The sequence below is a fragment of the Colwellia sp. BRX8-7 genome (assembly GCF_014077275.1).
Classification (GTDB): Bacteria; Pseudomonadota; Gammaproteobacteria; order Enterobacterales; family Alteromonadaceae; genus Colwellia_A.
Genome location: NZ_JACGVP010000002.1, coordinates 48171 through 64033, shown reverse-complemented (window position 1 = coordinate 64033; position 15863 = coordinate 48171). Strand labels below are relative to the sequence as shown.

Here is a 15863-nt window from a genome sequence, read left to right as displayed (position 1 = left end):
CAATGAAACAAATTAACGTGTTCACATTGACAAAATGTTTAATGGTTTGTCTATTGTTGCAAACGAACTTCACCCAAGCGGAGATACCTGAACCTGACAATTTATTTTACGGTTCTATTTCTCTCGATAGTCTATTGTTAACGTCGGCTGATACTCATGTCACTATTGTGGTTAAAAATAACGGTGAAGAAATAGCAAGTTATCGTTTGGGGGATAATCCCATTATTGAAAACCGTTATGTATTGAATATTCTGATAGATTCGTTAAATGCGCGAACTGACAAAGTTGCACGCATTGGTGATACGTTGACTTTACATTACCATTCAGGAGATCTCGTCAGCGAAGTAGGAGAAATAGTGATTGAGGAGCAAGGAGTAGCAACTGAATTTAACATAGCATTGCTCTCTTCTGATCTTCATGAGGAGGATGATTTAACTGCTAACGACTCTGATGGTGATGGTATACCTGATGAGGTTGAATTAGCAAACGGATTAAACCCATTTGATGCTTCGGATGCACTTCTAGATAGTGACGGTGATGGTATAGATAATTTAAGTGAATTCTTAGCCGGAACTGATATTCAAAAGGATGAACAGCCACCTTTAGTTATTGCGCCAGGGACACTTGTTGTTTCAGCAACAGGATTATATACCCCGATAAATTTAGGTGTTTCGGCTGCTTTTGATCAAAAAGATGGTGAATTGACCCCATTGCCCGATGGCAATGGATTTTATGCGCCGGGTAAATATACCGTAACTTGGACTTCGTCAGATGCTGAGGGCAATCAAGGAATCGATACACAAATTTTAATGGTAAATCCCTTAGTTAACTTTTATGCAAATAAATTGGTCGCGGAAGGTGAGCGAGTTAACGTAACAGTAGAATTAAACGGTTATGCTGCGAAATACCCTGTAACCATACCTTTTGTGGTCACAGGCACTGCTGAGGCAAATGGAATTGACTATACGTTAATAGAAAGTCAAATTGAGATTGATAGTGGTTTGGTTGGTAGTACTGAATTATTGGTGGTTGACGATATGATATCGGGGGAAAATATTGAGTCTATTATTTTCACTATGGGTACACCAATCAATGCTGTTGTTGGCAATAAAAATACTTTTGTTGCCAGTATCACCGAAGAAAACATTGTCCCTCGTGTCAAACTGGTTGTTGAACAAGATAATAAAAAGACAAATATTGTTGTTATCGGTATGGGAAATATTAACGTTACAGCGGTAGTAGAAGACCCAAATATACAAGATACCCATAGTTATGATTGGTCGTTAAGTGATAGCAACTTAGTAGATGTTGATGGAGATACACTTAATTCTATTTTAGCTGTCGATTCCACTGCCCTGACAGCTGGAATATATAAAATTTCATTGCTGGTAACTGACAGTGAAGGAAATAATACTAACGTTGAACATTATATTGAACTTCTACAGGAAGCGCCTTTATTAACAGACGTTGACAGTGACGGAGATGGGGTTGCTGATAATATTGAAGGTTTTCACGATAGTGATGGCGATGGTATTGCACAATATATGGATGCAATAGCACAAATACATTTAATGCGAGCGAATTCACAAGTGAGTAATGCTTATATAATGGAAACTGAGATAGGCTTACAGATTTCATTAAATGAGGTTTCCTTGAATGTTGGAAATAGTTCGCCTTCGATATCGATGGCGGAGCTGCAAACTGTTTTTCCTAACTTACAAGAAGAAAGTAGAGTTTTTAATGGTGGTATTTTTGACTTTCGTGTCTCAGGTATTTCTGAATCAGGTGCTTCAATAAAAATTATTATCCCTCAATTAGCAGCCATTCCTGATGAGGCTATTTATACTAAATTACATATCGAGGATTTAAGCTGGCATCAATTTGTAGAAGATAATAAAAATATATTATATTCAGCGCCCGGAGCTATGGGCTTCTGTCCTGCGTCAAATGACAGCTCTTATGTAGAAGGTTTAGTTGCAGGGTATTGGTGTGTAATGCTTGAGATAGAAGACGGTGGAGTGAATGATGCTGATGGCAAAGCAAACAAAACAGTTGTTGACCCCGGTGGCGTACAATCACCGATTGTTACCGAGGCACCACCTCCAACACCTGAGCCGTCAATTCCAATAGAATCTAGTAAAAGTAGCAGCGGTGGTAGTTTTGACTTTGGTCTATTGTTTCTACTTGCTCTGTTTTTTACTTGTAATCGTCGTATTTTATTCAGATCAAAGGTTGTGATCTGATAAATTGCTCTGTATTTATAGTTAGGGCTTCTAATGGTCGTAAATAGTCTGTTTTCAATTGGATAGGCTATTTATCTCTTATTTTTTAAGAGAATATTAACTTTTTATAAAAATGGTTTTTCTACTAAAAAAGTTTGTGTCATTTAAAATTTATACAATAAGAAATGTATTTCTTCTTGAATAATTAGGTTGCTATATTAATTTTATATTGCGCTCAGGGGGCGATTACGCCTTAGACTTAATACTCTATATTGATTCAAAACTTAAATAATTCCAATGTCTGCTTTGGGGATTTGAGATCTAACGCCATGCAAAAGTTTTAGTCATAATTTTAGTTGTGAATGGATGTGAATTTAAGTGAAAAAGGAAGCTTTAGGATCTATGAACTACCGTTTTTAAATCAAAAGCTAACTTCCGCTGATGGCTAGTTGAAGAAGTCTCTAATAATCACTAGCTCAATGTTAACAAAGATACGTTAGCGCACGTAGCATCAATAGATATTTAAGCTGTTTAGAGTGTTCATTAGACGTTGAGCTACCGTCATCTTAATAATCAACAACTTCAAAGCCACCAAAGCCGTCATGAGAGTTTACATGCTAAAGACAGGAGATCCGACAAGCCGACCTTATATAAAGTGGACAGTTACAAAAAATATGCCACAGGTTCAGCTAATTAGGTGGCTGAATTAACTATCAACTACATTTAAATAATTACCTATTCTTAATATTTAAACTATAATTCAGACATTTGTGGAATAATCTAAAGTTTGTATGAATCTAATCAAATATTTCTTATTTACCCTTTTATTTATTCCATTTTTATGTTCAGGCGAAGAGTCGATAGATTTATTTGACTTGTCATTAACTGATTTACTTAATTTGAAGGTTTCAATCGCATCAAAAAATGATGAAACAATCAAAAACAGTCCTTCTTCGGTTACTATTTTTACCCGTAATGATATTGATAAAATGGGTATTAGTTCTTGGACTGAACTTATCAGTCAAGTGCCCGGTTTTTATAGTATGGTTAATCCGGTCGAAGGAAACCAATCACATATCGTCATGCGTGGTCACGCACAAACATACGCCAATACACTACTTATTTTACTCAATGGCCATAGAGTGAATGATGATTATACGGGTGGCATTAATTTCTTTATTCAATTTATGGACCTAGCTGATGTTGAAAGGGTTGAAATCATTAGAGGTCCTGGTTCTTCAATATATGGTTCGAATGCATTTAGTGGTGTTATTAATATTTTAACTAAGCCCCAAAATAAAATCTCTGTGGGATTGGGAGACTTTGGTGCTCAAAAATTATTAATAAACACATCACACACATTAGGAGATTGGCAGTTAGGAGCAAGTTTGTCTTTGTTCAAGGATGATGGTTATCACTATAATGATGTTTTCGATCGTAATGAAATTCAAACAACTACACGTGATCCTAGAGAGTCTACTCAACTTCGTGCTTATCTTACTCATAAAGATACAAAATTATTTGCTCAACTTTTAGATACAAAAAGATCCGATTATTATCTTTTTAGACGTTTACGAGATGGGGTAAACATCCTTGAGTTACAACATTTTATGGCCGGTATAGATCAGCGAATATATAATTCTGAGACAATGAGTTGGGATATTAGTACTAGTTACCAGCAAGCAAAAAGACGAGAACTGGGTGCATTGGTACCCAAGGGAGAAGTGCCCTTTGAGCAGGTGGGCTTTCTCTTTGGAACCGACTTTAAATATCATGCGATAGATTTTGCTTTAAATGGTAAATATCAATTAAACGAAGATTTTAAAATAAATACTGGCTTGTCTTACTCTCAAAGTCAGGTTCCTGACGCTTATTTAAGAAGTAATTTTGATATATATGGCGATTCTTCTCAACTACCTGAAGTGATTACGTTTGATCAAGACGAACAAAGAACAGTTTTAGATAAAAAACGAGAAATTTCCAGTGCCTATTTGCAAACGCAGTGGCAAGTAACGTCGGCTCTGCAAATGACAGCGGGCCTTAGATATGATGGTTACAACGATATTAACAGTGCACTTATGCCTAGGTTTGCCTTGGTGCATCATTTAAATGAAAAACAAACGATTAAGTTTCTTCATGGTCAAGCTTATAGAGCCCCATCACTTGGCGATATGTACGATGAAGAGAGTGGTCTCACTCAAGGTAGCCAAGATTTAGAAGCCAGTGAAATTAGTACCACCGAAATTGTTTATCTACATTTATATACACAATCACAGTTTACGGCAACGTTATTTTCTAACAGAAAAACGAATATTATAGGTTATAAAGCCAATGAAAATGGGATCCATGCGTTAGATAATATTGCTAAAAATGATGTTGAAGGTGTTGAATTAGAATTGATTTGGCAACCAATAGATAGCTTTAGATTAGTGTCTTCTGCTACTCATTTATCAAAAAACAAAACACACTTGGAACAATCATCAGGACTACCCAAGTCGGAAGATCTTTCTCCAGATAGTTTGTTGAATTTCAGTGCTTATTACCAATACCAATCTTGGTCGTTCAATCTCAATGGTAATTGGCGCTCTAAGGTAAAAGTATTAGACGAAGGTTCGTTGTGGCTGTTAAATAGCCATATAAAAAATCAACTATCAAAAGAAGTAAGTCTATCGTTAACTATTTCAAATTTACTTGATGAGAGCTATGCCACATCATCACATACATCTTTAGGAGTAGATGAAAACGTACAAGCATTTCCTGCACGAGGACGCCAGACGATACTAAAACTTAGTTATAATTTTTAGTATCATGGTCAACTGAAACTGGACGATTTTAAGTCAATTAAATTTCATAGTGAACTCAATAAAGCAATGGCTCGCCCTTATTTTATGCCCGTATATAAATTAACATTGGGAGCCTAAATTCGAACACTGTGTCTTTCTGCTTTGTTTCCAAAGTGATTTTAAAATACCGAAATAATTTGTGGGATGTAAGAAATAAGGTAAAAGTTAGTGTTTACAAATGAAAGTCCAACGGCAGTTTTGGGCTAAAACCATCCCAACAAGTGAGCAGGAAATCTTGGCTAATATTATTGCTAAATATGATCTAGGATGCACAAAGCTAATGTCGGCTTATGGCTAGTTGAAGAAGTCTCTAATGATCACTAGTTTAATGTTAACAAAGATACAAATATATACGTTAGCTTTGGCTCATCTAGCGACAAGTGTTCCGACATAGCGGTCATTCGCTGATACTTATTTCTGTCCCAAAATGTGTTTAGTCTAAGATTAGATTTTCGACATTCGACATTCGATATACAATAAATGTAATCATGGCTTAAAGTTTACCTGCCCCTGTCTATCAAGTGAGAGGCATATAGGTTGCAAGTATTCTAAACTCAACTTTGTTTTATGTAATTTCGCACCGTAGGCATAATTCTTCGACTTACGGGTACTTCCACTGTGTCGTGCAGTTGCAGGAAGCCTGCACCCGATGTTTCAGTCTGATGTGAGCTTTTGGTATTCAAACTGTTAATAAATTCCACATTCACTAAATATGAACGATGCACTCTTAAAAACGTTTTAGGAAGGCTAGACTCTAACTCTTTTAAACTGCCTGTAAACAAGCGCTGCTGGTGGTCTTTTAGATTTATTTCTACGTAATCACCGGCAGCTTTGCAAAACACCACTTGGTTGCTGGCGATGATCTCTATTTTCCCCGCGCTGTTAATTTTGATTGTACTTGGCTCAGTTTGTTGTTGGTTTTGTTCTAGTTTGAATTGCAGTTTTGCGACTAAGGCTTGTTCTGCTTCCTTGTCTTTTTGTTCTTGGTTGAGCTTTTGCGCTTGAAGAACAAAAAGTAATATTAGCACCCCTGTAATGATGTAATAAAACAGCACATCGTGAAAGGTAGTTAACGTTAATACAATTGTGACTGAAAACAAAACAAACACAGCAGCATAAATTGCCCACTCTTTTGATTTGGTCTTTACAGCTTGAGTCGTTAAAAGTGTGGCACTAATCGCACTTGGGACAAATATCGCCAAAGCGGTTTTAGGGTCAAAACCAGGGGTTAACAACACAGTTAATAAACTAAAACTGCCACCTGCAAAAACCCACAAATACGGCTTGTTCTTTTCTAATTTTAAAATAATAAAAGTCAAAAAACACAAGCCAAATAGAAGCGAGAGCGAAACAATGAGCAACAGTCTGACATCCTGAAATGGATACGGATAAGAAAATAATGAACGGGATATTTCGGCAAATAGCTGTAATGACGCAAACGAGGTCATCAATAAAAATAACAAATTGTTTGGGCGATTTCTGGGGCTGAAACTAGCCACCAAAAAGTAAATAGCGCCTAACAGGAGTGCACCTAGCGGCACTATTGATACACCTAAATTCCGGTGAATAAAGTAAGTAGGGTCGGAATAGATGCCAAAACCGATAAAATTCAGCGGGTTGCTTAAGGTTAAAAATCCGTGATGTGATGACATTTTTATAATGATTTCGTTGATTTTAGGTTTTATTAAATTAGCGGGTACATAAAACATTGCATCTATTTTACCTACCTGTTCTAAGTTAGGAATAACATTAGGTGAGCCGTTACTGCCTAAATATTGACCATTAAAATAGACCTTACTCGCCGCCTTACCTGAAATATAAACACTGTGAGGCTTTTTGTCTTTCAGCATGTCTTCAGGAACATTGACGGTTGTTTTTACCCATAATGCCGTGTTTTGAGGATCTATTTTCCAAGCGTTTGTTGTTTTACATTCTCGTTCACTAAAACTGGGTATCACATTAGAGGAAGAGGTAATCGGGCAGATAATGACTGAGTCTAGATTAATAGTCACTAATGATTGTGAAAAACCAAACCCAGAATACAAGCACAGGATGATACAGAGTTGAAGTAGAAAAATACGTATTGTCATGTTAAATATTATATTAAAAATTCAGTCGTTTTGCTCGACCATTTACCGATTAGTTTATACCACTTAACGGAATAAACGGAAAAAAACATGCCTTTCAACGAGTTATGGATGCATCTATTTGTTACTTAAGCAATAGTGACGACATTAAAACTCGAAGGAAGAAATTATGAATATTAAAAATTTAACCGTTGGTTTGTTGTTATTAACAGTCACATTAATGTCATTTTACAGTTTTGCGGCCAAGACGTTTGGCAATGAGAAAGAAATTCAATTCAAAAGTGGTGAGCAGTCAGTGATGGCTTACGAAGGTTCTATTCAGGTATTGGAAAACCGTAACGATAAAAATAGCCGTACCATTCCACTCACCTATGTACGTTTTCCTGCCACTGGCAATAAAAAAGGGTCACCTATAGTTTATTTGTCGGGAGGACCTGGAGGCTCAGGTATTTCTACTGCGCAGTACCCAAATTTTCGATTCCCACTATTTATGGCGTTAAGAGAGTTTGGCGATGTAATCGCTTTAGATCAGCGTGGAACAGGCAAGTCGCACATTGTCCCTAAGTGTGAATCGAAAAAATCTTTACCATTGAATGAACGTTTATCTGAATCACAAGTGACCAAGATTTATCGTGCTGTGGCAACAGAGTGTGTTGAGTTTTGGAACAAAAAAGGCGCTGATGTACTTGGTTATACTACAGTGCAAAGTGCCCACGACTTAAATGATTTAAGGAAGCACCTACAGGCTGATAAACTTACTTTATGGGGCATTTCTTATGGTACTCATCTAGCACTTGCCAGTCTAAAGGTGATGGAAAATCACATAGACAAAATGGTACTTGCCAGTGCGGAAGGACTAAACCAAACAGTAAAACTACCAGCCAGAACTGAAGCGTATTTTAAGCGTTTGCAGCAAGCTATTAATCAACAGCCTAAAGCCAAAGCAGAATATCCTGATGTTATTGGCTTAGTAAAACGTGTAAACAGAAAATTAGAAGCTAACCCTATTACAGTAACAATGCCGCAAAAAGATGGTGAGCCAATTGAGTTCTTATTTCAAAAAAGTCACATGCAAGGAATAGCGTCTGCAATGATTTCAGATCCGCACCGCTATGTGTCTATGCTGTTGCAAATATACTCAGGTATTGATAGTGGAATAACTGCAATGTTACCTAGCGTTATCGAACGTGCTGGTTTTATGGACTCTAAAATCAGCTTCGACATCATGTCGTTTGGTATGGATGTCGCATCAGGCGTCACAGACGAACGATTAAACTTAATTGAGCAACAAGCTCCCGCTTCATTAGTAGGTAAAATGCTGAATTTCCCAATGCCGCATTTAAACAAAGTTATTCCAAATTTAGACTTAGGTGATGATTTCCGCACTAAACCAAAAAGTGACGTACCGACGTTATTATTAACAGGCACACTAGACGGAAGAACATATGTACAGTCGCAATATGAAGCTACAGCAGGTTTGAGTAACTTAACAAAAGTAACGGTAAATAATGCAGGTCATAACTTGTTTATGGTATCACCCAAAGTAACTGAAACGATTAAAATGTTCTTGAGTGACAAGCCAGTAGAAGGCAAAGAAATCGAGTTTACATTACCGCCATTTGTGAGGTAATAAATCGCATTTAGCTAACGGCTGCAATAGTCTCTGAACAGCCGTTAGTAACTCAAAAGTTAATGTCAGCTTTTGGCTCAGGCTGTGTGAAAACTATTTTGAACTTGCGTAATTTGGAAATATCAACGAAAAAAGGCTCTGTAGATTTAAATCTGTAATAAGTTTAGTGTCAAACTACCTTTGAATTTATATAGCGTTGCATAAAAATTGTAAGCTGAGAGTTTGGGCTATAAGCAGTCTTCTATAGACTGCTTTTTAGTTTCAATATTAGTTCGGCTTTGTACCTTCCTGACATTAGCCTTCATATACTTTTTAATGCATTATTTCTATCATGTTACGGATACTCCTCAGTGAAACACAACTACCGGTTAATTTATGCGTTAGGTTTTGTTTAAATAATAGTTAAATTGATTTTAAGTTTGGGCTATTACGGCGACTTCTCATTAATATTCTAATTATAACGAATGTTATAATTTTTTTGATTTATAATGCCTTGAAATTATGAAACATTACGGCAAGTTAATAAGAAGTTATGAAACGGACATTGCTGAGAAGTCTACATAAGAAGTTTTAGCTTTATTATGCGTACTCTTCAATACACAGTTATTTCAAGGAAAAGTAAAATGAACAAATGGATTGGTGTAATATTAATAAGTTTTGTATTTATACATTTTGATTGTAAATCAAAAGAGGTACAAAAATTTTATTTTGGGGCATCAATAGTCTTAGTTGGCTATACTGATGCAGATATTACTCCTTATAAAATAGGTGCAGGTTACAATTTTGATAAAAATTTCTCTATCGAAGTAAATTCTTTTAAATTTGGAGAGAAAGACCTGTTTTTCGCTTCAGATGAGTTTACGGCAGAAGGATACTCTATTGAAATGCTCGCTAAATATCCTTTTGGTGATTTTTCTTTATATGGGAAATTAGGGGCTTTGCGGTGGTCAGAAGAAGGAATGAAAAATGACTCTCCTATGGAGGAAAATAACTTAATTCACATAAAAGATACAGGAACTGATTTAATCTATGGTTTAGGTTTTAGTTATAGTATTACGGAAAATTTTTCTTTAAAAATTGAATACCTAAAAAGTAACATCAATAAACATGCAGTAAACCCTTTTTCTATTGGATTCGATATTATTTTCTGATAAAAAAATAAAAAGACATTCAAGAATGACAAATAGCAATTGGCTATTAATGGAGTGTTATTAATACTAATCCTAATTCAGTTTTATCGCATTAGTGCTAATGTCTCAAAAGTGGCAAAAATGATCATTAGAAGCCAGTCTCATTTAGTGATTGGTAATCTCAAACATTATGCGCTTGCACACAAGGTGATGATTTTAAGATTATTCATATGATGACCTTGCTTATACTATGCGTTTATTTACGGACTTAATACTTTATTAACTAGTTAACTCTTTGCTGACTATAACTTTTCAACTAAGCCTATCAAACGCCGCCAATACTCGTTTATAATCCAAGTGTCATTCTTAATAAAAGTATAAAAAATGAAAAATAAAATAGCTTTAACCTTATTTACTTTAGCGCTGGTAAGTGGCTGTGGCAAAGAAAGTAATGTTTCAAAAAATACCGAAGTAGATGTTGCGGCGAGTTATCAAAGCATTAACAAAGAACAACTTATTGAGCATATCAAAGTACTTGCTTCAGATGAGTTTGAAGGGCGCGCACCGTCAAGTAAAGGTGAAGCGCTTACGCTTGATTACTTAACTAAACAATTAACGGCAATCGGTTTTAAGCCAGGCAATGGTAATAGTTTCCTGCAGGCTGTACCTATGGTATCAATTGAGGCATCACCAGACATGACATTGTCAATTGGTGATAAAGACTATCAATACGGAACGGATATGGTAATGGGCTCTGCTCGCATAAGTAACCTTGAACAACTTAAAGACTCAGAATTAGTCTTTGTTGGTTACGGTATTAACGCGCCAGAGTACAACTGGAATGATTACCAAGATTTAGATGTTAAAGGTAAAACCGTTGTTATTTTAGTTAATGATCCGGGTTTTGCAACTCAAGACGCTAAACTTTTCAACGGTAATGCGATGACCTATTACGGGCGCTGGACCTATAAATATGAAGAAGCTAGCCGACAAGGTGCTGAAGGTGCGATCATCATTCATGAAACCGCTCCGGCATCATACGATTGGTCGGTAGTAGAACACTCGTGGTCTGGTCCTCAATTTGGCTTTGTGCGTGAAGACAAAAATAAAGACCGTGTTGCGGTTGAAGGTTGGATAAATAGCGATGTTGCCAAAGAATTATTTACTCAAGCCGGTGTCAACTTCGAACAGGCTAAAGTTGAGGCTGCCAAGGGAAGTTATCATCTTGATATGGGTGACTTAACAGCCTCTGTTACCGTAAATAACACCGTGAAAGAATCAGTGTCTTATAACTTTATCGCCACTTTACCTGGAAGCGTTAAGCCTGATGAGCATATTTTATATACCGCACATTGGGATCATTTAGGCAAAGATACCAGCTTAATTGGCGACCAAATTTATAATGGCGCTGTCGATAATGCATCGGGTACTGGGGCACTTATTGAAGTCGCTGAAGCCTTTGCTAAATTGCCTGTTGCACCAGCGCGTTCCATTACCATCATGGCAGTAACTGCAGAAGAACAAGGGTTGTTAGGTTCTAAGTTTTATGCGGCTAATCCTATTATTCCAGCGGCTAAGACAGTTGCAAATATTAATATGGATGCTTTAGGGGTGAATGGTCGAAGTAGTGATGTCTCTGTCTATGGATTAGGGCAGTCAGAACTTGATAACTTTCTTAGTGATGCAGCGAAGAAGCAAAACCGCACTATAGCCGGGGATCCTCGTCCTGCTGCGGGTATCTATTACCGCTCTGATCACTTTGCCTTTGCAAATATCGGCATTCCTGCGTTATATGCTAAAACGGGAGAAACTGCCGTTGATGAAGCGACTAAAGTGTTGCGAACTCAATTAAAGGAAAGTCTTGGTAAGTGTTATCACAACCTTTGTGATGAATATAATGATACATGGGATCTTTCTGGCGCCGAAGAAGATATGCAAGCATTTTTTGACATTGGTTATCAGCTTTCCAAAGAAAATGTGTGGCCACAATGGAGTAAAACATCAGAGTTTAAACGCTAAACGCTAAATATAGCTAAGCGAGTACAAGTCTACTTTATTGATGACTTTGCTCGCTTAACTCGTTAATAAAGTGTTTTTAGATGATTTTTATACCAGCTTCTCAGTAAAAAAGGCTAGGGTGCGATGCCAGGCAAGCTCGGCATTTTCTTTATCATAACGGCTGGTTGAGTCATTATGAAAGCCATGTTTGGCATTTTTATAGATCTGCATTTGATAGGGGGCTTGAACAATTTTTAAGTCACTTTCATAGTCAGGCCAAGAGTTATTAACCCTTTCATCGAGTTCAGCCAATTGAATCAGTAACGAAGCCTTAATATTTTTACGTAATTCTTTTTTGGCTGGTGTGCCATAAAAAGGTACGCCAGCAATAATCAAATCAGACTCCACTGCGGCTAAGTAATTGACTATGTAACCACCAAAACAAAAGCCAACAGCACCAAGCTTTCCATTACTTCTGTGATGTTTTTTGATGAATTTTGCTGCTGCAACAAAGTCATGCTGTATTTTTTCAGCATCCATCGACTTTTGCATAGATCTGCCTTCATCATCATTACCAGGATATCCACCTAAGGGGAACAAAGCATCTGGAGCAAAGGCAAGATACCCGGCTTTAGCTAAACGTCGAGCAACATCTTTTACGTAGGGGTTTAGGCCTCTGTTTTCATGAATAACTAAAACAACAGGCAAGGTTCCTGTTTTGTTGGTTGGTGTTACTAAGTAGCCGACACCTTTACCGTAACCTTCGGGTGAATCGAAAGTTTCATAGGTAGCTTTTATTTCATCATCATTAAAAGAAACTTGTTTGGCTAGGGCATAATTTGGAAGCAATGCTGATGTGAGCATTGTCATTGAGTATCCCACTGCAACTAAAGTCGCTAATTTTGCCATAAAGCTTCTGCGATCCATACCGCCATGAGCGTATTCGTCGTACCAGTCAAATGCTTCTTGAGGGATATCACTAGCTGATTTTTTTGACATTTATTTATCTCACTTATTAATTTAAATAATCTAACCCTTCATAAACACCTTATAAAATATATTTATTTAAGTATTTTCGCAAATTTATTAAGGTAATTTAGTCTTGATTACTTAGACGTTATCCTTGAACTTCGATAATAAAATTTTATAGTTTTTTGCCATAGTTCATTGCTGAAACGAGGCTATTACTCAAGAATAAGGTGACGATATACTTGTAGCCTTAGGGATGGATTTTTTAGTAGATAGGGTAGGTGTGGTTATATTTCATCCGTTTTTATTATAAAGATGTTAAGTAAACTGATCTTAATTGTTTAACAGTACGTAAATATTAGCTGAAACTAAATATTATCCATTAAATAGGAATTAACATGTTCAATAAATTTATTACAACAGGTTTACTCGTAGTTGCCAGCTTAGCTTTTATGCCGACTTCTCATGCAGAACACCATGGTATGAAAAAAGACATTGTTGATGTAGCTGCTGCAAATGGTTCTTTCAATACTCTTGTTGCTGCAGTTAAAGCCGGTGGACTTGTCGATACACTCAAAGGCAAAGGGCCTTTTACTGTATTTGCACCAACGGATGAAGCTTTTGCAAAGTTACCTGCAGGCACGGTTGAAATGCTATTAAAACCTGAAAACAAAGATAAATTAGTATCGATTTTAACTTATCACGTCGTTGCTGGAAAAGTGATGTCTACAGATGTTGTTAAAGTAGACAGTGCTACTACAGTGCAAGGCCAAATGTTGATGGTGAAAGTAGATGGCGGTAATGTAATGATAAACAATGCGAAAGTGATTATGGCTGACGTTAAAGCAAGTAACGGTGTCATACATGTCATTGATACAGTGTTAATGCCTAAGTAAAGTTATTGTAAAGTATTGCTTTAACTACTGATACTTAATCAATTGTTTACTATTAAGCCAGCTTTAGCTGGCTTTTTCTATCGCGGTGCGAATAAAAAACTTTTCACCCGTTTATCTGTTTGCTGATAAATCAATAATAGTGGCAAAAAACCTTGCTGCCCCTCCAAATATAGTGATAATCGGGCAAGGTTCTATTTACTGAGTTTATAAAGTGCAACTATTAGCAGTAACGTGTTTGAATAAAACACTACGATTAGAAGGTTCAATGGCGGGATGGCAACAACTTTTTTGGGACGATCAGTGTGTCTCACAAATTGATGCGGTTGATGGCAACGATACCTTTACCCATCAATTCTCTCTACAAAGTGAGCAAGGTGAATTACATATAGAACTTAAGGGCACACTGCATTGGCAGCCTTTTGCGCTTAAATACCAACTTCTTGTTGATAATAAACTTCAACAAGAAGATACCCTCATTGAAAAAGATATAGAACAACGCCAAGTTAGCAAAGCTAGCAAGCAGCCGATGAAATTTAGTTTCATTGGCATGGCTGGACTTGGCTTGAAATTATTAAAAAGTGCCAAAGTCATCAAAGTGCTATTTGCTGCGGGTAGTTTAGCCGCATATAGCTGGTTATTTTCTATTGAATTTGCCATAGCGCTTATTCTTTGTCTCGTCTTTCATGAATATGGACATATTAAGGCGATGAAATACTTTGGTTTGAAAACCAAAGGTATTTACCTTATTCCCTTTGTCGGAGGTTTAGCATTGAGCGACGATAAAATTAATACCCGCTGGCAAGATGTTGTTATTTCGATAATGGGTCCTTTCTTTGGCCTAATACTCTCTATTGCTTGCTTGGTAGGTTACTGGCTAACCGATTTAGAAATACTAGCCGGTTTAGCGGTTTTTAATGCCTTACTTAATCTATTTAATTTGTTGCCGGTATTACCCTTAGATGGTGGACACATACTCAAGAGTATTGCCTTTTCAATTAATACCCGTGTTGGTTTAGTTGCTTGTGTATTAGGTGCTGCATTAGGTGTTTATATTAGTTATCACTTTGGGTTAGCGCTATTAGGCTTTTTACTTGCTATTGGTAGTATAGAAATTTTCTTTGAATATAAACGTCGACATTTGAGTGACCTATTACCCCTAAACCGTTATGCTCAAATTGTCTCAGTATTATGGTATGTCATTACATTAGGCGGGCTAAGTGGCATTATTTGGTTTGTTGGTCAAACAGGCAACAGTGCGTTGTCATTACCGCTGAAAATACTGGGAAGTTAATTTAACAGCTCAACAATTACCCTCTATTATTACGTTAACGGCAAACGGCCATCTTTTTAAAGCATTCTTTTATCCTCTCTTCGTTAACACCACAATGATAACGGAGGGTCGATAGCTACTGCTTTTATAATATCGGTACGTGAAATAATGCCCACTACTTTGCCATTGTTTTCTAAAATAGGAATTGTGTGCAAACGATTTTTTACTTGCAGGACCGCAATACGTCGGATGTCTGTAACTGGTTCTGCGGTATAAATTTTAGAATGCTCATTGAGAAATAAATCAGCGACGCTTTTTGATTTTGCACTTTTATCAACATCAGTGCCATGCTTTAAAAGATATTCGTAAAGTTGTTGTCTAGATAAGCTCCCCATAAGTTGTTGCTGGCTATTTACAATTGGAAATTCTTGATATGCCCGCTCGGTAAATATCTTAATAACCGTCGTTAAAGTATCACTGGCTGATATTACGGCAACGGGGTAAGTCATAATTTGATAAGCGTGACATATCAACTCTTTTGTCTCAGTTTTACTGATAGCATCTTTATAAGCATCAATGGCTTTTGGGGGCGGCGAATAACCTTTCTTTAGCAAAGGTGAAAGCTCATCGAGTTCCTGAAAACTTCGTGATTGCTCCGTCAATTGTGTTTTTTTAACATGATAGAGCTCTTCCAGTGGGCCTGAAAAGCTTCGTCCATTTGGCGTGTATATTGCGAACATGATTATCTCCTTTTACATAATGTGTTTATTGAATGCCCCATGCGCCAATATAACTATTATTATTTAAGTTTCTAGCGT

The 15863-nt window shown here is 36.8% G+C and carries 10 protein-coding genes; 7 read left to right on the top strand and 3 right to left on the bottom strand.

Going from position 1 to position 15863, the window contains the following annotated elements; genetic code table 11:
- Window positions 1–2 precede the first annotated feature (2 nt).
- Both H4J57_RS02475 and H4J57_RS02470 read left to right on the top strand, forming a co-directional pair.
- Window positions 3–2243 (top strand): thrombospondin type 3 repeat-containing protein, encoded by a 2241-nt coding sequence (locus tag H4J57_RS02475; protein ID WP_182241847.1) that lies wholly within the window; start codon window positions 3–5, stop codon window positions 2241–2243.
- 770 nt (window positions 2244–3013) lie between these two features.
- Window positions 3014–5026, top strand: coding sequence for a TonB-dependent siderophore receptor (locus H4J57_RS02470; protein ID WP_182241846.1), 2013 nt, complete (start codon window positions 3014–3016; stop codon window positions 5024–5026).
- A gap of 593 nt (window positions 5027–5619) precedes the next feature.
- Here H4J57_RS02470 and H4J57_RS02465 read toward each other — a convergent pair.
- Entirely contained in the window at window positions 5620–7155 is a 1536-nt protein-coding gene (locus tag H4J57_RS02465) for a LytTR family DNA-binding domain-containing protein (RefSeq protein WP_182241845.1), read from the bottom strand.
- Between the two features lie 166 nt (window positions 7156–7321).
- Here H4J57_RS02465 and H4J57_RS02460 point away from each other — a divergent pair, with 166 nt between their 5' ends.
- From H4J57_RS02460 to H4J57_RS02450, 3 genes are all read left to right on the top strand, one after another.
- Window positions 7322–8782: an alpha/beta fold hydrolase gene (locus H4J57_RS02460; RefSeq protein ID WP_182241844.1), complete on the top strand. Its 1461-nt coding sequence runs from the start codon at window positions 7322–7324 to the stop codon at window positions 8780–8782.
- Window positions 8783–9405: 623 nt separating this feature from the next.
- Window positions 9406–9933, top strand: coding sequence for a porin family protein (locus tag H4J57_RS02455; protein WP_182241843.1), 528 nt, complete (start codon window positions 9406–9408; stop codon window positions 9931–9933).
- 363 nt (window positions 9934–10296) lie between these two features.
- Window positions 10297–11931 (top strand): M28 family metallopeptidase, encoded by a 1635-nt coding sequence (locus H4J57_RS02450; RefSeq protein WP_182241842.1) that lies wholly within the window; start codon window positions 10297–10299, stop codon window positions 11929–11931.
- A gap of 87 nt (window positions 11932–12018) precedes the next feature.
- On the opposite strand, the gene H4J57_RS02445 is transcribed toward H4J57_RS02450, so the two are convergent.
- Window positions 12019–12909 (bottom strand): dienelactone hydrolase family protein, encoded by an 891-nt coding sequence (locus tag H4J57_RS02445; RefSeq protein WP_182241841.1) that lies wholly within the window; start codon window positions 12907–12909, stop codon window positions 12019–12021.
- 368 nt (window positions 12910–13277) lie between these two features.
- Here H4J57_RS02445 and H4J57_RS02440 point away from each other — a divergent pair, with 368 nt between their 5' ends.
- Together H4J57_RS02440 and H4J57_RS02435 are read left to right on the top strand one after the other, a co-directional pair.
- Window positions 13278–13775, top strand: a complete 498-nt coding sequence (locus H4J57_RS02440; RefSeq protein WP_182214281.1) for a fasciclin domain-containing protein — start codon at window positions 13278–13280, stop codon at window positions 13773–13775.
- 211 nt (window positions 13776–13986) lie between these two features.
- Window positions 13987–15066: a site-2 protease family protein gene (locus tag H4J57_RS02435; RefSeq protein WP_182241840.1), complete on the top strand. Its 1080-nt coding sequence runs from the start codon at window positions 13987–13989 to the stop codon at window positions 15064–15066.
- Between the two features lie 83 nt (window positions 15067–15149).
- On the opposite strand, the gene H4J57_RS02430 is transcribed toward H4J57_RS02435, so the two are convergent.
- Window positions 15150–15785 (bottom strand): HPP family protein, encoded by a 636-nt coding sequence (locus tag H4J57_RS02430; protein ID WP_182241839.1) that lies wholly within the window; start codon window positions 15783–15785, stop codon window positions 15150–15152.
- Between the last annotated feature and the right edge of the window lie 78 nt (window positions 15786–15863).